This window comes from Lysobacter sp. yr284 (assembly GCF_900107375.1).
Classification (GTDB): domain Bacteria; phylum Pseudomonadota; class Gammaproteobacteria; order Xanthomonadales; family Xanthomonadaceae; genus Lysobacter.
Window position 1 is genome coordinate 68982 of sequence record NZ_FNPT01000006.1, and the last position, 18822, is coordinate 87803.

The following is an 18822-nucleotide window of genomic DNA, read 5'->3' on the forward strand; positions in this document are numbered from 1 at the left end:
ATGCGCGGTAGAAGCTTTTTCCCCACTCCGGCGCGTGCGCTGCCGGCGATCGTCCTGGCCGCGGGACTGACCTCGCTGGCCTGCGCCGCGTCCGCGCAGGACGCCGCGCCCGCCGCTGCGCCCGCGCCGGCGTCCGCCGCCGCCAAGCCGGTGATCGCCTCGGGCAAGGTGCCCGACGAAAGCAGCAAGCAGGCGGTGCTGGCCAAGCTGCGCGAGCTGTACGGCAACGAGCGGGTGATCGACCGGATCGAAGTCAGCTCGGGCATCGTCACGCCGCCGAACTGGCGCCAGAACGTGGTCAACATGCTGGGCCCGGACCTGCAGCAGGTCAGCGACGGCAAGCTGGAGGTCAACGGCAACGCCGTGCGGGTCAGCGGCAACGTCGCCAACGAACTGCAGCGGCAGCAGATCGTCAGCGGCCTGTCGACGCGGATCAACAACCCGACCTATTCGGTCGACGGCCGCCAGCTGCGGGTCGCCGGCGGCGCCCAGCAGAGCCTGCTCGACAACGTGCTGGCTAACCGCATCGTCGAGTTCGAGAGCGGCAGTGCGACGCTGACCCCCAAGGGCGAGCTGATCCTCGACGAGATGGCCGCGGCGATGAAGCGGATCGGCAACAAGCGCGTGCTCATCGTTGGCCACACCGACGCGGCCGGGCGCCGCGAGTCCAACCTCGCGCTGAGCCTGGCGCGCGCCGATTCGGTCAAGCGCTATCTGCAGGCGCACGGCGTCAACGGCGCGCTGCTCGGCGTGCAGGGCGCCGGCCCTGACCAGCCGGTCGCCGACAACGCCACCGCCGAGGGGCGCGCGCGCAACCGGCGGATCGCGTTCAAGGTGCTGTAAGCCGCCGTGTCGCGACTGCGACTGCTGCGCCGGCCGGCGCCGCGTCCAGGCCCGCTGCGAGTCGGAGCTTCGGCTCTGGCGGTGAAATCGCCCGGTGCGGGCCGCTATGATCGTCCGGCTCGCGCCGCGGCCGCCGGGCGCGCCTTGTCCGCAGATCGATGCGAGCCCGCCCGCCGCACCGCCGAGGCCCATGACGACCGTACTGAAGGTTCGCAGCTACTACTCCTCGGACGTCGCGGATCTGCCTGGCTGGGTCCCCGCGTCCGCAGACGAGGTGTATTACCCGCTGGAGATCGAGATCGGCGAGGCCGACAGGCCGGGCGCGCATGTGTTTTGCCTGATGATCGCCACCCCGCAGGGTCTTGCGGAGCATCACCGGGGCAGGGCGTTGCAGGCCTTTCGCAGCAACCAGGCGCGAACGCCCGGTATGGGGCGCAAGGCCTTGCTGGTGATCGACCCCTACCGCTGGACCGCGGTCCGCGAACGGATCGACCGGCAGGTCGCGGAGTGCCAGCGCGAGAGTTGGGAGGCATCGCTGGCCTGCCTGCGCGAGGCCTTCTTCTGGGAGTACGAGGGCGTCGGCTATCGACCCTGACGCGTCGCCGTCGTCGTCGCCAGGCCTCTTGCCGCGCACGCCGCCGCGATAGGCGGCGCGCGCATCCGGCCGGACTCAGTCGTTCGGGTTGTCGTTGCTGTCGAGCAATTCCTCGATCTGGCTCAACGTGCTCTCATCCTTGATCACCCGCTTGAGCCACACGTGCAGCGGCATCTCGCCCCAGCGCGCGGCCTTGTCGGCGAGGTAGGCGACCGGGCTGTGCGGCTCGGTGCGGCGGAAGAATTCGGCGACGCGGCGCAGCTGCGCGATCGCTTCGCGGCGCGAATCGATGACGCCCGGCGCCGACGGCGCCGGCCGCGCCGGCGCAGCGGAATCGTCCGCGGCCAGGACGCTGTCGAATATCTCGCCCGGCGCGCCCGGATCGGCGGCGACGCCGTCGACCAGCACGCCGGCCTCGCGGGCGAAGCGGCGCGTGGTCTCGACGAGGTGGTCGAGCTGGTCGCGGACCTGGGCGAAGCTGGGGCCTTCGTGGGCCAGCCGCGCATCGACGGCGCGTTCGAGTTCGCGCAGCGCTTCGCGGCAGTCGGGCACGCTTTCCACCAGCTTCTGGTAGTACTCGCGCGGGGTGGCGCGCCGCGCGGTGTCGATCTGCTCGACGGTCGGGCCGGGATTGTGTTCGGCGTTGCGGCGCGCATGCGCCAGTTCGATGTCGGCGATGCTGAAACGCTCCTGCGCCGACTGGATCAGCGGCAGGCGCCTCGACCATTTGGTCGAATGCTCCAGCAGCCACACCAGGTTGCCGATGCGCTGCTCCTGGTCGCCGTCTTCGGCCTGCGGATGGATGTCGTCCCAGAAGCGCTCGCACAGCGCCGCGGTGAGCCGGTAGCCCTGGGCCAGGCCGGCGAAGCCGTGGATCTGGGTCTGGCTCTCGGTCCACCACGACGCCAGGCGCAGGTCCTTGCTGCGGGTCTTCAGCAGTTCGGTCGAGCGGGCCGCCACCGTCTGCCAGTCGGCGACCTTGAGGTCGGTGATCCACTCGCCCTGTTCCAGCGAGGGGTCGTCGGCGCGACGGGCTTCCTGGATGGCGTCGTAGTCGACCGAGAACGAGAGGTCGGCGCCGGAGGGCGCCTCATCGGAAATAGGCGCGAGCAGCTGTTCCAGATCCTGCATGGCAGTCCATTGAGTGCGGGAAAGGGCGTTGTGGCCTACAGGATGCCACTTCGGTCGCTGTGGCGGGTACTGGCTGTCCCGGTACCTGCGGCGGCGCCGTCGCGACGAAACTTAATGGGGCGTAATACCGCAATCGGTCGCGATTCCAGCGTTTCCGTGCGACGCGTGGGGGCGCCCTGCGGGACTTCACCGCCGCCCCGGTTTGGATACACTGGGCCTGCGGAAAAGGCCGCCATGGAGGCGGCCTGCGAGGCTGGCACGGATCGTCACGGCCGTGCGCGCGCAAGGAGGAACGGGCGTGAGCAGCGAAGGAATGCAACAGATTCTGGCGGGACTGTCCCGCTTCATCGGCGCGCAGCGCTTGTACACGCTGGACTTGCCGCAAGACGAGGGCATCGGCGAAGACTGGGCGGTGGAACGCTGGCAGGGCTGGGAAGCCTTGTCGGGCGGCTTCGAATGGTGGATCGACGTGTTGTCGGTCGATGCGCACCGCTCGCTCGAGGCGTTTCTCGGACGTCGCGCGACGCTCGCCACCCGGTTGGCCGACGGCGGCCGCGCGCTGCGCTCGGGCCTGGTCCGCGAAGCGCAGTGCCTGGGCAGCGAAGGCGGCCTGGCGCGTTATCGCTTGTGCCTGGTGCCGTGGACCTGGCTGCTGAGCCAGGGCCGGCACAGCCGCGTGTACCAGGACAAGACCGTCGGCCAGATCGTCGAAGCGGTGTTCGCCGCGTATGCGCCGCTGGCGGCGTGGCAATGGAGCGAGGAAGCCGGGCCGTTCCTGGCCGCCGCTCGCGCGCGCAGCTACTGCGTGCAGTACCGCGAGACCGATGCCGCCTTCGTCGACCGCTTGCTGGCCGAGGAAGGCCTGGGCTGGCGCGTCGAAGAGGCGCAGGACGCGCCCGGCGGCCATCGCATGGTGCTGTTCGCGCAGAGCGGGCAAAGCCCGCAGGAAGCCAGCGACGCGGCCTACGGCGCGACCCGCTTCCATCGCAGCGACACCACCGAGGACAGCGACACCGTGCAGGGCTTCGGCGCGGTGCGGCGCATCGCCTCGACCGAACTGACCGTGCTCAGCGGCGACTACAAGGGCCTGCAGACCCAGGTCGCGAACGTGCCGCTGGGCCAGGGCGGCGAGTCGGCGGCGCGGCTGGAGGTCTACGACCCGGTCGGCCTGTATGCCTTCGCCGATCGCACCGAAGCCGAGCGCTACGCCGGCCTGCTGGCGCAGGCGCGGGCGTCCGAGCGCACGCTGTGGCTGGGTCGCGGCACCGTGCGCACTTTCCGCAGCGGCACCTGGTTCGCGCTCACCGGCGCGCCGCAGGCCGAGGCCGATGCGCCCGCCGAGGCGCTGCTGGTGGCGGTGCAGCACGCCGGCGTCAACAACCTGCCCAAGAGCATCGGCGAGGCCGTCAGCGCGCGTTTCGGCGCCGCCCCGCAGGTGCCGTTGCGCGATTTGCCGGGCGCGTCCGACGCGGCCTGGGAGGCCGTTCTGGCGCGTGCCGAACGCGTCGGCTACGCCAACAGCTTCGTCGCCGTCCCGCGCGACCAGGCCTGGCGGCCGGTGCTGCATGACGGCACCGGCGCGCGCCTGAACCCGCGCCCGACCGCGCCGGGCTACCAGACCGCGATCGTGGTCGGTCCCGACGGCGCGACCCAGGCGCAGGGCACGCATGAACTGCATTGCGATGCGCTGGGGCGGCTGCGGGTCAAGTTCCATTTCCAGCAGGCCGGCGGCGACGCCGAATCCAATCACAGCTGCTGGCTGCGGGTGGCCCAGCGCTACGCCGGCCCCGGCGTCGGCACCCAGTTCCTGCCGCGGATCGGCCAGGAAGTGCTGGTGGCCTTCCTCGACGGCGACATCGACCGGCCGCTGATCGTCGGCGCGCTCTACAACGGCCAGGGCGACGCGGGCGTGCTGGCGACGCCGGGCGCGGGCACCCAGGACGCCGACGGCGCCGCCTACGCGCAGGCCAGCGACCATGGCCCCAGCGCCCAGGCCAACCGCGCCGGCGGCCACGCGCCGGCCTGGCACGGCATGAGCCAGGACGCCGCCGGCCACCGCAACGCCGCCGCGCTGGTGGGCATCAAGTCCAAGGAGTTCGGCGGCGGCGGCCACAACCGCCTGGTGTTCGACGACAGCGACCGGCAACTGCGCCTGCAACTGGCGACCACCCAGGCCGCGACCCAGCTCAACCTCGGCCACCTGATCCACCAGGCCGACAACTACCGCGGCAGCTTCCGCGGCGAAGGCTTCGAACTGCGCACCGACCAATGGGGCGCGGTGCGCGCGCAGGCCGGCCTGTGGATCAGCGCCTACGACATCAACGGCGAGACGCCGGCCGGCGAAACCATCGCGGCGACCGCGCTGCTCACCCAGGCCAGCCAACTCGGCGAAGTCCTGTCCAAGGTCGCCGGCACCCACCAGACGGCGAAGCTGGCGGCTCATGAGGGCGTGATCAAGGCGAACCAATCGGGCCTGATCGGCGACCAGCCGCCGCTGCGCGCGCTGCTGACCAGCGCCAAGACCACCGTCGGCGGCGAAGCCTTCGACGACGCGCTGGACCAGGCGCCGCAGCGCAAGTCCGATGCGGGCCAGGGCAAGGTCCCGCACAGCGGCGACGCCCTGCTCGGCCTGGCCGCGCCGGCCGGGATCGGCTACATCGCCGGCCAGAGCCTGCAGTGGGCGGCCGGCGAGACCCTGACCCTGGCCAGCGGTGCGTCCACCAACGCCGCGATCGCCAAAGACCTGCGCATCCACACCGGCCAGGCGATCGGCTGGCTGGCCAACGCCGTCGAAGGCGCCAGCGCCGGCAACGACCCCGCGCTGAGCCTGGTCGCCGCCAACGGCAAGCTCGAATTCGAAGCCCAGCACGACCGCTTCGAACTGCAATCGCGCGACCAGCTCAAGATCGTCTCGGCCAACGCCGAAGTCGAACTGGCCGCCGGCAAGACCGTGCACCTGGCCACCGCCGGCGGCGCCAGCCTGACCATCGAGGGCGGCGACATCGTGATCAACTGCCCCGGGACGATCACGGTGCATGCGGCGAAGAAGTCGTTCGTGGGGCCGGCGCAGTTGAGCTATCCCCTGCCCGTATATCCCAACGCTGAACTGGAGCCCATCGCGTTCGGATTGAAGCTGCTGGACATTCCCGGCGCCCACGGCATCGCCCCGACGGGACAGGCCTGGGACATCGTGATCGTCGACGGCCAGGCCGGTCAGCCGGGCAGGAATGGCGGCGTCAACGCTCTCGTGTTCGCCAAGGAGCATTGGGAGGAGACCCTATTCTCCGGCACCATCGGCGGCGATGGAAAGATCGAACTCGATGAGGCGCAGCAACAGCAACTGCACCAGCGCGCAGCCTCATCCGCGGGGCGTGTGTGGCTCGTCAGCGGCCTGACCGCGATGCCGCTGACGCCGACCCGCTGGAGCACGTCGCCGGAGCAGCACAACGCCAAACGCATCCTCGATGCGCTGAACTTCGCCGGCGACGGACGCGGCATGGACGCTTTACGCGAAGACTTCCTCGGCGAGATGGCGGCGCACGACGCCGACACAGCCTCGTTGTTCAAGCGCAAGCCGGAAGTGGACGTCTGACCGAAATCGCAAAGCATAAAAGGGACGACAATGCCTTACGATCGCTATACCGCCCTGTTGGCGCCGGACACCGTCGCGGCGGTCACCAACCAGTACTTCGATCTCGAAAAGCCGTATGCGTTTCCGCGCTACGGCAACGAGTGCACCGGCTATGTGACCGGCAAGGACTACATGAAGGCGGTCGCCGACGCGATCCGCGCGGCGAAGAAATTCATTTTCATCACCGGCTGGCAGCTCGACTCGGACGTCGAACTGGACCAGCGCGGCGCGGCGGGGCATCCCGGCCGGTTGACCGAACTGCTCGCCGACGCCATGGCTCGCGGTGTGCACGTGCGGGTGATGCTCTACGACTCGATCAACCTGGTACTGGAAACGGTCGATACCCACGAAGAAGCGACGCGTACCCGATTCGACAGCCTGGCCACGGGCAAAGGCTCGATGAAGGTCATGCTGCAGAACCCCAATACCGGCCGCGGCGTGGCCAAGTGGGGATCCAATGATTCCAACACCTATTTCTCGCATCACCAGAAAACCGTCATCGTCGACGGCTCGGTCGCCTTCGTCGGCGGAATCGACCTCGCCTACGGCCGCTGGGACGACAACACTTTCAACGTGGTCGTCGATCCGGCCATACACGTCCTCAACGACGCCTACAACGGCCAGGTGACGCGCGGTCGGAAAATGACTGCGGCGGAGACGAAGCTGACCGAGTGGGCCGGGAAGCGGCCAGGCTTCATGCGGCCTGCCAACAACCGGGTTCTCGATGAACGCTGCCAGCCGCGCCAGCCCTGGCAGGACATCGCGGTGCGCATCAAGGGACCGGCCGCATTCGACGTTTTCGCCAACTTCGTCCTGCGCTGGAACAGTTTCGCCGGCGTGGGAACCAACTGGATGGACGGGGCGCTGACCAAGGGCTGGTTCGACAAGCTCGGCGGCCCCGATACCCTGGTCGACCCGCTGCTCAAGGGCGCCGGCTCCAACACGGTGCAGATCTGCCGATCCGCGTCGAGCAAGCAGCTCAAGGACGAGTTGGGCATCTGGCGCAACGGTAGCTACATCACCGACGACTGGAAGAAGTCCAACAGCAAGCGCCGCGACATCCTGATCAAGGCGCGCGAAGCCTGGGTCGGGGAGCACCAGACCAGCATCCGCGATGCGATGATCAACTGCATCCGCTCGGCGCAGGGCTACATCTACATCGAGAACCAGTTCTTCGTCTCCGATTGCGGCGCCGACGAAAAACTGACCAAGGGGCCGGCCAACAACCAGATCGTGCACGAACTGACCGAAGCGGTGCGGCGCGCGATCAATGCCAACCGCGCGTTCCATATCTGGCTGGTCCTGCCCGAGCATCCGGAAGGCTTGCTGGAGGACGAGGCGACTTCGTCGCAAGCATGGTGGGCGCTGCAGAGCGCGCGGCGCGGGCAGCACGCGTTGATTCGCAACATCACCATGTATCTGATCTTCAAGAAGTACAAGGACGAAGGCAAGCCGATGCCGGTGCGCCAGGCCTGGGGATACGACGCGCTGGCCAAGGAGCTGGGCCTGGAAAACAAGTGGCGCGACTATGTCACGGTGTTGAACCTGCGCAACTTCGGCCAGACCAACGGCCTGGTGATGACGGAAATGGTCTACATCCATTCCAAGCTGATGATCGTCGACGACGCGGTGGCGATCATCGGCAGCGCCAACATCAACGATCGTAGCCTCAACGGCAACGGCGACACCGAGCTTGCCGCGGTCATCGTCGACGACAGCGGCGCCGCCATGACCGACGTCGGGCAGGGCCTGCGCATCGTTACCCGAAAGTTCGCCCGAGACCTGCGGATCAAGGTCTGGAAAAAGCACTTCGGGATGAGCGTCGAGGGCACCTCGACCGGAGTCAAGAAGCAGGGGCTGCCCGCAGGCATCAACCTCGAGCGACCGCTGGAAAAGGCTTCGATCAAGGCCCTGCGGGAGCTGGCTATCGGCAACCGCAGGATCTACGACCAAGTGTTCTTGCACACGCCGAGGGACTCGTTCGGGACCTTGGCAGAAGGGCGCAGGCACTACAAACGCAACGGCAAGCTCGATCTGACCTGGACGCCGCCGCTGGATCCCGACTACATGTCCGGCGGCAAGCACAACGTCGCCAAGGCTACGGCTGAGTTGGCCAAGATCAAGGGGTTCTTCGTCGAAATGCCGCTGCAATGGGGCAGCAAGGAACTCAAGACGCCGCCGCCGCCGCTGGGCGCCAGCACCATGATCGCGCGCAACGAGGAGCCGACCACGCCGCCGGAGGTTTCGGATACGATCGGCGTCACCGAACAAGTCTGACGGAACCGATCCGAAGCCCGGCCATGGAAACGTTCACCTCGCTGTTTTTCGCCTTCACCGGAGCGTTGAACTTCGTGCGGTATGGGTTGTGGGCGTTGTTCCCGCTGGGCACGGTGATCCTGCTGTTCGCGCGCTTAGCCAAGTCGCCGCCGGATTACGCGCTGTCCAACGCGGTGTGGTGGGCCAGCGTAGTGTTCCTGGCCGTGGTCGGCTCGGTTCTGGCGCTCGGTATCGCGGCGATCGGCAAGGACCGAAATTTCGCCTACCCGGTGTTCCAATTGCTGTTCGTCGCCGGGCCGGCGTTGCTGGCGTGCCTGGTCTCGATGTTCCTGCGGCCGCCGGCGCTTAGCTGAGGGTCACGCCGGCCGCAGTGCGGACGGCTATGCTGGCTCGTGTTGCGACGATGTTCGTGCTTGCCTCAACCTGCGACCACAGATCATGAAGCTGATGCTACGACTGATGACGGTTGTCCTGCTCTGGACCGCGGTGGCGGGAACGGCGTCCGCCGCGGTCACCCGCGCGGAGTTCGAAGAATGGCGCGCGCGCTTCGTCGAGGACTACCGCGCGGCCGCCCGGGCCGACGATCGCGGCGAGGGCGATGACTGGAGCGCGGCCAAGGCCTTTGCAGGTTCTCTGTGGCCCGATGGCATCGCCGATAACGCCCTCGACGAGTTGCATGCCAAACACACCTTATTCCCGCCCGAGCGCAAGAGCTATACGGCCCCAGCCGGTGTGTTGCTGGCCCAGGTCGTCCAGAACAGCGATTTCGCCGGCGACGGTGGCTCGGTTCCCGGCGCGACGCTGCACCCGAAGCTGGGGGGGCAGCCGGTTGAGATCGTCTATACCAAGGCCTGGGATGACGGCGACCGGGTCGATGAGTTCTTGCGCAAGTCTTTCAAGCGCGGCGAGCTGAAAGCACCGGCAGTCGGCAAGCTGCAGCGCGACGCGTATCCGTTCCTGATCTTCCACCGGGTCGGCGGAAAGCTCTACCTGGCGGCGTTCTCGCGCGAGTTCCTCGAAATCGCCAATGCGGTCATGACGATGCAGATCGCGTCGTATGCGCCCGTCGAGGCGCAAGCCGAGCGGGGCTGAGCGCGCGACGAGGTTCGCCCGCCCCGGGGGCGATGGCGGCTCAGCCGCTTCCGGGAGCCGGCCTGCGTTGAGCCGGCGTCGCATCCGGGGCCGGTACCAGTGACTGCTCGGCGAGCGACTGAAGCTTGCGGCTCAACGATTCCACGGCGCGAAAATCGGGACCGCGTACATCGAAACAGAGGTTCTTGTAGATCCAGATCAAGGACCCGCCGGGTCCGGTCGTATCGAACTTGGCGGCCACGGTGCCCAGATCGCGCGGCCCGGCGACATAGTTCAACTGGGTCCGCGTCGTGGCCGAGATCTTCGTGAGGAAGAATTCGGCGGCGGCGTCGAGGCTGCCGGTCTGGGCGATCAGGATCGAGACTTGCGCGCCGTCGATCGTCCCGCCGAAGGTGAACTGCACGCTCTTGGCGCTCTCGACAGAGGCGACTTCGCGATCGCGCGAGTCGATGTGCAGCGTCTCGATCGGCGCAGGGTCGTTACCCAGGTCGTCCCAGTTGCGGGCGACGACGGTGGTTCGGTCGGCGGTTCGCAGCTTTCGTTCCCAATCGACCGAAGCCTTGAACTCGCCGACCGCGGGAGAAGATTGGAAAGCCTTGCGGAAAGCGCTCAGTGCGGCGTCGTCGTTCATGGTGGACATTCCTGCTGGGTGAGCCTGGGCCTCGCCCGCGGCGATCAGCCCGGCGAGGAGGACCATCGGAATAAGGCGTTTCATTTCACTTCCCTTGCGCCGGGAATCTCGTAGACCCCTGCTATGAGATCGGCGATGTAGTCCTCCGGCTTCTTGCCCGCGATGCCGTTGGTTTTCATGGTCGTGGGCACGTCGATCGAACCGGTGAGATAGGCCTTCAGCGTCTCATTATGATGGGGGCCTGCGCAGGCGTCTTCGACGCGCGTGGCGAGATGGGCGAACGCATGGTTTCCGAACTGGGTGCGGTTCGGGTCGTTCGCGCCGATCATCGGCGACGTGCCGTTGCTGGAATAAAACGGGTTGTTGCAGGCGCCGACGCCGATGAGGTCGGTCTTGTTGATGAAGCCGAACGGATTTTGATAGTAACAGCGAGCCGGAATGCCGAGCGAGCAAGCCAGGGTCTGCACGGCGCATGCCTGGTCGTAGCAATTGACGGTGCGCCCGTCGTCGACGGCTCCCGACGCGGGGCATATCGGCGCGGACTTCTTCTGCATGTACCGCATCAACTGGAATGCATTGCCATTCAGGCCGTCGTCTCCGCCGAAGAACGAGGCTCCGCGCTGGGTGTCGTAGTGCAGGCCGTGCTTGCCGTGGCAGTAGCGTGTGATCTTCCTGATCGCGGCATCCGCCTTCGCGCTTGCGCCCAGTCCGGCGCGGATGAACAAGAAACGCAGCGCCTCGGCCCACACCTCGGTCGCGAATGGGCCGGTCGGCGCGTCCAGCAGCACGAACAGCTCGAGCCGGGTGGCCGGCGCAAGCGCCGATGAGGCTTTCGACGCAGGGTCTTCCAGCGACCACCGTGCGTCGCCCTGGTAGTGTTCGGTGGTATCGGGCAGGTTGAGGATCTCGACGCTGACCTCGTGTTCGCCGACGGACGACGGACAATCGCCCTGGAACTTAAGGCCTTTCAGTTCTCCCTTGAGCGTCAGCGTCGCCGCCATGCCCGCCGCTGCGCGCTTGATCCTTACTTTGACCTTGGCCTTGTTGTTCGTCCCGGCCTTGGCCTTGACCACGTAGGCGCCGGGCTTCTGCGAGCCGGTGCGGTAGAGCAGGTCGTCGGGCGTATCGACCTCGTCCAGTGTTTGCCCGAGTTCCCAGTGCGGCGCGGTCACCGCGGTTTTCTTGCGCGATACGACGATGCCGCTGCCCCAGCTGACGCTCAGGATTTCCGCTTCGATCAGCGAAGGCGGAACGACGACCCTGGCCCGCTTGATATTGGCCGGAGGACTGGTGACGGAGGCGGCCTTGATCGGAAAATGATTGGACATGGCCGTCAGCTCGCGACTTCGATTTTCACGGACTGCGCTTCGGCGGTCTTGACCAAGTGCGTGTGCCCCTTGTCGTCGGTCACGCCTTCTTCGATATCGCCGTTGGCGAGGATGATGCGGTAGGCGCGGTTCGCTACCGGATGGCCGCTGTCGCGATCGACCAGCACGAACGCCTCGTCGAAGATCTTGGGGCGGGTATCGGGCAGCTTGGCCAACTGCGCCGCATCGCTGCCGCCACCCTTGAACGGATGCATCCCCGCCTTGACCGTGAAGTTCCCCGGGCACTCGAAGGTGATGTCGCCGCCTTCCAGGGTGACCCGCGTCTGCCCGGCCTGCAGCACGATCTTCTGCTTGGCCAGCACGTCGATGCGTTCGTCGGTGGCGGTGACGGTGACGGACTGGTCGGCCAGCAGTTCCAGCGTGCCGACGTGGGCGCGCACGCTGACCGGGCCCTGGGCGGCGATCGCGCGCAGCGGGCCTTGTTGTGCGTACAGGGCGCTGTGGGCGCCGCTGACGGCGGCGAAGGTCTGGCCGGCGGCGAAGTGGGCGTCGTCCTGCACGGTCAGGTGGCTGTGGCCGCCGGCGTAGGACAGCGCGCTGGCCGGGGTGGTCGCGGCCAGGCTGTCGGGCGACTCGGCGACCAGCATCGCCGCGGCGAAGCGCTCGACCGGGTCGCCGCCGTCGCGGCGCTCGCCGCTGGGCTTGCTGGCCGGCTGGCCGGCGACATCGCCGCTGTACTTGCCGTTTTGTTGCGCGTCGACCGCGGCGAGGAAGGCGTCCTGTTGCGCATTGCCCTTCAGCGCCGGCACCTGGTTTTGGACCGCGGCATTGTCGAGCGCCTGCGCGGTCTGCTGCGCGCCCTTGAGCTGGGCCACCGCCTCGGCGATGTCGAACTGGGTAGAGCGCGCGTTGGCGCGCGCCGTGGTCGACAGCAGCACGCCTTGCGCGGCATGCAGGTTGCCCCAGCCCAGCGTAGCCAGATCGAAGCCCTGCCCGCGCAGCGCGCCGCGCTGGGCGTCGCTGTGGTGGATCAGGTAGCCCAGTTCCAGGCGGCTGTCGGCCAGGGTGGTGTGCAGGCGCTGGCGCAGTTGCCCCGGGGCGTCGTCGACCACCCACTGCTGGCGGCCGTCGCCGTCCAGCGACTGGGTGTGCAGGCCGCTGAGGGTGCCGATGTGGTTGGCCGGCGAGTCCTGGCCGGCCGCGAACGGCGGCGCGACTTCGCCGTTGAACAACTGGCCGGTGACCAGCGGCTGGTCGATGTCGGCGTGCAGGAACTCGACCAGGACCTCGGCGCCGATGCGCGGCAGCGCGTGGCTGCCCCAGTTCGGGCCGGCCAGCCATTCGGCCACGCGGACCCAGGTGCCGGAGGTTTCGTCGCCCGGGGCGTGGCCGTCGGGATGGGCGCTGGAACCGGTCTCGTTGGCGCCGCCGTAAGTCGGCACGGCGCCGCGCTGCCAGGCGAACTGGATGCGCACCTGGTGGTCGCGGGTGACGGTGTTGGCGGCGTCGGCCAGGCCGACCACGCGCGCGGTCTGGGCGCCCGGCGCGATCGGCTTGGGGCGCGGCAGCGGCACGATCGCAGTGCCGAGCGGCACGGCGAGGAAGCGGTTGCGGTAGCTGCCGCGTTCCAGGCCCGATGCGTCGAGGATCGCGACGGCGTTGGAGGCGAGGTTGTTGGCGGCCAGATGTTCGACCCGCAGCGGCACGAACGCCTGTCCGGACAGGTCGGCGTGCTGGCTCAGGGTGAAGGCGCGCCCGGCATCGACGCCGCGGCCGCTGCCGCTGCCGGCGTGCAGGCGCTGCGGCAGGCGCAGGGCGTCCAGGCGCAGCTCGGCGGTGGTCTGGGCATGGTCGCGCTCGGCATAGCGGCCGCTGCGCGGCACGCTGTAGACCTCGCGCCGCGGCAGGTTCGGCCCGGCCGGATCGCCCAGGGCGCTGGCCGACAGCGCCTCGACCTGCTCGGCCTGCCAGCTGGCGGTGCCGACCGCATCGGGCGTGGCCTGGCGCAGCTCGCTGAAGTGGCCGATCGCGTCTTCGTTCTCGGTGCTGGCGGTGCGATGGAAGCGCAGCGTGTCGGGCGAGGCCGCGGGCACTTCGGCCTGGCTGTCGAAGATCACCAGGGTGTGGCCGCTGTCGCCCTGCGCCGAGGCCGAGCCTTCCTCGTCCTCGGCCTGGGCGTGATCGAAGCGCCAGGCCAGGCCGGCGTCGGCGAGCAGGCGCAGCACGAAGTCGTAGTCGCTCTCGCGGTACTGGGTGGTGATCGCCGGCTTGGGCAGGCTGCGGGCGACATCGAAGCGCCACGCGGCCTGCGGATAGTCGGCGAACACGCGCTCGAGCACTTCCAGCGCGTCGCGGTCCTGGAAGATCAGCGCGTTGCGGCGCAGCTTCAACAGCGCCAGCCACGGCTCCAGGGTCAGCCGATAGCGCGAGTAGCCGCCGTCGCTGCCCAGCGGCGCGGCCTGGCTGCACAGGCCGCGCCAGTGCCGGTACGAGCCGTCGGCGCGTTGCAGGCGCAGCGTCAGCGGTTCGCCGACCAGGGCGGCGGTGTCGAGCGCGGACGCGGTGGAAATGCAGTCGATCTCGAAGCGGAAGCTGTCGCAGACCGCCTCGTGGCCGTGGAAACGTTCGACCAGGAACGCGCCGGGCAGGGCGGTTTCGATCTCGACCAGATGCTGGCCACCGACGAAGCGCGACGCCAGCGCGCGCGCGGCTTGCGGGGTGGAGCGCAGCAGCGATTCGGCCTGGCGCGCGAGCGGAAGCTCGGAGGCGATGTCGCGCGCGGTTTCGAACGGCGCGTCGAACGGAACGGCGTCGCGGTCGAAGGATCGCGGCGACAGGACCTGCGCGGCGGTGTCCGCCAGGCCGCCGGCGCCGCCGGGCAGCTTGATTTGCGTGGGGGCGGCGACATCGGCCATGTCCGCCAGCGAGGTCGGCACGCCCATCGCCTGCAAGGCGCGCGGCGCGAGCTGCTTGGCGACGGCCTCGCGGCTGGCGCCGCGCTGCAGCGATTGCAGCACCATCGCCGCGACCGGCGCGGCGGTGGCGAGCTTGCCGAGCAGGCCTTCGGTGTCGATCGCCGACGCGGCGACTTCGACCGCGGGCATGTCGCGGGTGATCTGCGGCAGCTCGGAACGCGCCATCGAGATCAGCTCGTCCGACAGCGCCGTGGTGTCGCCGCCGGAGCGCGCCATCGCGATCAACTCGTCGGCCAGCGCCGAGGTCTCGGCGAACCGGGCCAGTTCCGGCGCCGCGGCCGAAGCGGCGGCGCCGCCGAGGGCGAAGGGACTGTAGGGATCAGTCATGGCGGGCGACTCCCGCGATGGCGCCGCGGCCGCCGCTCATGCGGCGACGAGTCGCGACGATGGGCGCGGCGGGCGTCGCCGCCGGCGCGTGCGCACGGCGCGGGCGCAAGCCCCGCGTGCGGATCGGTTCTAGCGTGGGGATATCCATATCCGTAGCACCTGGGGGTTGGACGTCAGGGCAAGGTGATCGTCAACTGCGCTGTATCGGCCGGCATCTGCACCACGTCGTTGTACTGGGCCAGTTGCCGGTTGGTGTCGCGTGCGGCGAGCGTGCTGAAGGCGAGGAAGGCGAGCATCGCGCCGATGCCGACGACCGCGACCGGCGCCCAGATCGGGGTGACCCGGCGCAGGGCGTGCTGGATCCGGTCCGGCGGCGCCCAGTGCGGCGCGAACGGCGCGCGCTTGCCCTTGAGGTAGGCGATCTCGTCGCCCAGGCGCGCCGTCAGGTAGCCGAGCTTCTCCGGGCCTTCCAGGCGGTACTTGCCTTCGAAGCCGAGCAGCAGGCAGTAGTAGTAGACCTCCAGCGACGGCAGCCGCGGCGCGCCTTGCGCGCGCAGCTGCTCGAGCCGGTCGAAGAAGTGCTCGCCGGCGAGGTGTTCGCCGAACAGGCGCAGCTGCAGCGGATTGCGCTCCCACTCCTCGCGCAGGTCCGAGGGCTGCGACAGGATCGCCTCGTCGAGCGCCGCGCAGAACGCGTACTTGGCCGCGTAGACGTCTTCCGAACCGATGCCGAGCTTGACCGCGCCGCGCTCGGTGCCGTCGAGGAAGCGCTTGATCGACTCCACGAACGGCGCTTCCGTGCTCGGCAGCTGGCCGCGCTTGAGCAGCATCAGCAGGTAGAAACCGTCGGACATCAGGTCGAGCAGGCTGCGCGCGGGCGCGCTGGCGGGCGCCGGCGCGGACTGGCTCGGGCCCAGCGACGGCATGCCTTGGGGGATCGGGGGCTGGGGATAGTTCATGGCATCAGGGCGATGAGTTCGAGTTTGAGGTCGCGCACGCCGGACGGCACATAGATCATCAGCGATTGCGACTTGATCATGCGCTCGTACAGCGGGCCGCGCGGTTCCACCGCGAAGTAGTAGCTGCCCGGACGCACCGGGATCGCCGCCGGCACCTGCCCGGCGTGGGTGAGCTTGACCCCGGGCAGCGCCGACAGCACGCACTTCTCGACGTCGTCGGGCGCGCCGACCTTGAACCGCACGGGTATCGTCTGGATCAGCTCGGGCCCGGGGATGTCCGCGGCCACGCCGAGGTAGAACACCGACTTCTCGTCGATGCGCTGCGAATCCAGCCGGCCCAGGTGGAAGGACGGCTTGACCTCCGACAGCGCGATCTGGAAGTAGCGCGCGGAGATCACCGTGTCGAGCAGTTCGCGGATCATCTCGAACAAACGCTCGAAGCCGGCCTCGGGGTCGGCGTGCGCGTACGCGGGCAGGTCGCCCAGGCCGTAGATCTTGGAGAAGGTCAGCAGCGAGCCGGCCAGCCGCGACAGCTCCTGGTGCAGGCGCTCGGGATGCAGGCCGGGATGGCGGAACAGGTGCGAGAGCGCGGCGAAGGAGCTGTTGACGGTGTGCAGCAGCCAGAACGAGGCGATGTCGCCGGAGCGGAACTCGATGATGTGCTGCGACGGCTCGCGGTGCAGGCCGTACAGCGCGTCGGTCTTGGCCTGCAGCGAATCGAGCAGGCGCCGCAGCTGCGCATGCAGCTGCGCGGATGCGGACACGCTGATCGACGGCGCCAGGAACGTGTCGTCGAGTTCGAACCCGCCGGTGGGCGTGCGCCGCACCCGCGCGACCGGCACGGTCACGTAGGGATCGCGCGGCTCGTCGTCGGTGAGCAGGCGCACGCTCTTGCGCAGGTACGCCAGCTCCGCCTCGGCCGCGTCGGTATACAGATCGAGCGTGACCTGGTTGTGCTGGGTGAAGCGCGCCGCCGCCGCGCCTTCGGCGCAGTTGCCGCCGTGCTCCTTGAGCAGCGGCAGGGCCAGGTGGATGGTGGTGGACTGCACCCCGGCCGGCAGGTCGGCGAGGCTGACCGCCTCGGGCAATTCGTCGTCGCCCGGCGCGGCATAGCTTTCGCCGTCGGGAAAGATCGCCGACAGCTGCAGCGCGCGCAGCGTGCCGCTGGCCAGGCTTTGCACGTCGAAGCGCGCCTGGCGCAGGCCCCACGCGTAAGGGTGCAGCGCGGAGGACATCTCGCGCACCTGGCCTTCGTGGTAGGCGTCCTGGCGCTGGAAGTGTTGCGGGCGCAGGAACAGGCCTTCACCCCAGAAGATCTTGGACATCCGACTCATGCGCGCCTCTTGCAATCCATTGATGACGACTGTCGGGACGAACCGCGCCCGCGACCCGCGGGTGCCGCCGCCGCACCGCGGTTGCGGAACGGGCGGCGCTGGTTCGTCAACGCCCGCCGCCTTCCATCCAGAAGGCGGACCAGTCGAGGTTACTACAACTCATCCGAGCCCGGTTTCGACCGTCGCCGGCCGCCGCGGAGCCCCGTTCAGCGACCGGGCTTGGCGCAGTTGGTGGAGGACAGTGAATTGGCCGCCGACGACAGCACCGTGGTCAGCGCGGCGGTGTCGGCCGCGGTCATCGCACAGGCGTGCAGGCCGATGGTGATCCCATCCTTGACCGCCTTGCGGCCGTCGAAGGAGAACCGCCAGCGGCTGGTCGCCGGACTGCGGAACAGCGCGACCACGCCCAGGTGGCTGGCCGCGCCGGGCATCTTCTGCTGCACCTCGTGACGCTGGCCCGGGGTCATCAGGATTTCGTTGACCTCGATCAGGTCGCCGCCGAGCGCTTCTTTCTCGCGCTTCTCGTCGAGGAAGGCCTCGAACGGCGCCTGCTCGAACCTTTGGATGTCCTTGAGCTGATAGATGCGCACCACCAACGCCAGCGATTTCTTCTCGGCGCCGGCGTTCAGGTTCTCGCCCGCATACAGCCGCAGCGGAACCGAGTATTCGGCGTTCGGATCGGGCGCGGCGGGTTTCTTGAGGCCGAAGGCTTCCATGCTCTTGCCCATGGCTTGCTTGACGCCGCCGGGCGCGGAACAACCGCCGGCGACGAGCGCGAACCCTAGAGCGAAGGCGAGGCAAAAGCGTGACGGGCGACCATGCTGAATGCGCGAAAGGCGAGGGGTGTCCATAAGCGTCCTGCTCCATATCGTCTTGCACAGGGGCCATCCCCAACCCGCCGTCCCCTGCCGCCAGCGTGAAGGCCTTCATGAAGAAAGATACTAATGCCACGGCCAGCTTGACGACCGTGATAAAGGCTACTATACCGGGCGAAGGTGCACCGATAGGACTCGCCAGCGACTGGAATCGGGCGATGTCCGCACCTTGCACCATGCGCGCCGACAAGGAGAGTACAGCCCCATGAGACACCTGTCCCCCACCTCCGCGAACCGATGGCTGATGGCCATTTTTTTTGCGACTGCGTTGGCATCTTGCGCCAGCGGCGGAGGCACCAAAAAATCGCCCAACGACTACAACGCGTTGCTCCGTAACGCCGAAGCCGAATTGTCGGCCGGCCGCATGGAACAGGCGCTGGTCGGCTTCAACGCGGCCGCCCAGGCCGATCCGACGCGCAAGGAACCGTGGCTGCGCAGCGCGCAGTTGCAGTTCGATGCCGGCAACTACGGCCGCGCGATCGTCGCCGCCGAAGAAGCGCTCAAGCGCGATCCCAACGACAAGATCGCCGACAGCGTGCTCACCGTGAGCGGATTGCGGGTGGCGTCGAAGTCGCTGAACCGCCTGCAGAGCAGCGGCGCGCTGGTGTCCGACGCCGCGCAGAAGGAAGCCCGCGATCTCGCCACGACCATGCGCAACACCATGGGCCGCGATTTCGTCCTCGGCGAAGAATCCAAGCCGCAGCCGCGCCCGCAGCCCAAGCCGCCGTCGTCGCGACCGACCAAGAAGCCCGCCAAGCCTGCGGCCGCTCAGCCCAAGGACGACAACCCGTTCAACTGATCCCGGCCGCGATGGCCGCAGGTGC

The 18822-nt window shown here is 68.5% G+C and carries 14 protein-coding genes; 7 read left to right on the forward strand and 7 right to left on the reverse strand.

From position 1 onward, the window contains the following. The gene (locus tag BLV01_RS11850; protein WP_091799353.1) at positions 1 to 843 is read left to right on the forward strand and encodes an OmpA family protein; all 843 of its coding nucleotides are present in this window, start codon (positions 1 to 3) and stop codon (positions 841 to 843) included. Positions 844 to 1033: 190 nt separating this feature from the next. Continuing rightward, the gene (locus BLV01_RS11855) at positions 1034 to 1438 is read left to right on the forward strand and encodes an Imm8 family immunity protein (RefSeq protein WP_175485885.1); all 405 of its coding nucleotides are present in this window, start codon (positions 1034 to 1036) and stop codon (positions 1436 to 1438) included. A 75-nt stretch (positions 1439 to 1513) separates the two neighbouring features. On the opposite strand, the gene tssA is transcribed toward BLV01_RS11855, so the two are convergent. Next, positions 1514 to 2569: a type VI secretion system protein TssA gene (gene tssA, locus BLV01_RS11860; protein ID WP_091799359.1), complete on the reverse strand. Its 1056-nt coding sequence runs from the start codon at positions 2567 to 2569 to the stop codon at positions 1514 to 1516. Positions 2570 to 2882: 313 nt separating this feature from the next. Here tssA and BLV01_RS11865 point away from each other — a divergent pair, with 313 nt between their 5' ends. From BLV01_RS11865 to BLV01_RS11880, 4 genes are all read left to right on the forward strand, one after another. Further along, positions 2883 to 6161, forward strand: coding sequence for a type VI secretion system tip protein TssI/VgrG (locus BLV01_RS11865; protein ID WP_091799362.1), 3279 nt, complete (start codon positions 2883 to 2885; stop codon positions 6159 to 6161). A gap of 30 nt (positions 6162 to 6191) precedes the next feature. Further along, positions 6192 to 8477, forward strand: coding sequence for a phospholipase D-like domain-containing protein (locus tag BLV01_RS11870; RefSeq protein WP_091799365.1), 2286 nt, complete (start codon positions 6192 to 6194; stop codon positions 8475 to 8477). Positions 8478 to 8500: 23 nt separating this feature from the next. Then, positions 8501 to 8830, forward strand: a complete 330-nt coding sequence (locus BLV01_RS11875) for a hypothetical protein (RefSeq protein WP_091799369.1) — start codon at positions 8501 to 8503, stop codon at positions 8828 to 8830. An 85-nt stretch (positions 8831 to 8915) separates the two neighbouring features. Beyond that, positions 8916 to 9569: a hypothetical protein gene (locus BLV01_RS11880; RefSeq protein ID WP_091799372.1), complete on the forward strand. Its 654-nt coding sequence runs from the start codon at positions 8916 to 8918 to the stop codon at positions 9567 to 9569. 40 nt (positions 9570 to 9609) lie between these two features. Here the strand turns inward: BLV01_RS11880 and BLV01_RS11885 are convergent, their stop codons facing one another. The 6 genes from BLV01_RS11885 to tssJ all read right to left on the reverse strand — a co-directional run bounded on the left by BLV01_RS11885 (position 9610) and on the right by tssJ (position 17974). Then, positions 9610 to 10284: a hypothetical protein gene (locus BLV01_RS11885; protein WP_139178635.1), complete on the reverse strand. Its 675-nt coding sequence runs from the start codon at positions 10282 to 10284 to the stop codon at positions 9610 to 9612. Next, the gene (locus BLV01_RS11890; protein WP_091799379.1) at positions 10281 to 11528 is read right to left on the reverse strand and encodes a hypothetical protein; all 1248 of its coding nucleotides are present in this window, start codon (positions 11526 to 11528) and stop codon (positions 10281 to 10283) included. Before BLV01_RS11890 ends, BLV01_RS11885 begins: the two co-directional genes overlap by 4 nt. A 5-nt stretch (positions 11529 to 11533) precedes the next feature. Continuing rightward, positions 11534 to 14830, reverse strand: coding sequence for a type VI secretion system Vgr family protein (locus BLV01_RS11895; RefSeq protein WP_254782624.1), 3297 nt, complete (start codon positions 14828 to 14830; stop codon positions 11534 to 11536). A 173-nt stretch (positions 14831 to 15003) separates the two neighbouring features. After that, entirely contained in the window at positions 15004 to 15789 is a 786-nt protein-coding gene (gene icmH, locus BLV01_RS11900) for a type IVB secretion system protein IcmH/DotU (protein ID WP_091799382.1), read from the reverse strand. Further along, the gene (tssK, locus tag BLV01_RS11905) at positions 15786 to 17114 is read right to left on the reverse strand and encodes a type VI secretion system baseplate subunit TssK (RefSeq protein ID WP_091799385.1); all 1329 of its coding nucleotides are present in this window, start codon (positions 17112 to 17114) and stop codon (positions 15786 to 15788) included. The genes icmH and tssK overlap by 4 nt, the downstream gene beginning before the upstream one ends. 215 nt (positions 17115 to 17329) lie before the next feature. Continuing rightward, positions 17330 to 17974 (reverse strand): type VI secretion system lipoprotein TssJ, encoded by a 645-nt coding sequence (gene tssJ / locus BLV01_RS11910; RefSeq protein WP_091799388.1) that lies wholly within the window; start codon positions 17972 to 17974, stop codon positions 17330 to 17332. 349 nt (positions 17975 to 18323) lie between these two features. Here tssJ and BLV01_RS11915 point away from each other — a divergent pair, with 349 nt between their 5' ends. Further along, entirely contained in the window at positions 18324 to 18797 is a 474-nt protein-coding gene (locus BLV01_RS11915) for a tetratricopeptide repeat protein (protein WP_254782625.1), read from the forward strand. Positions 18798 to 18822: the final 25 nt, after the last annotated feature.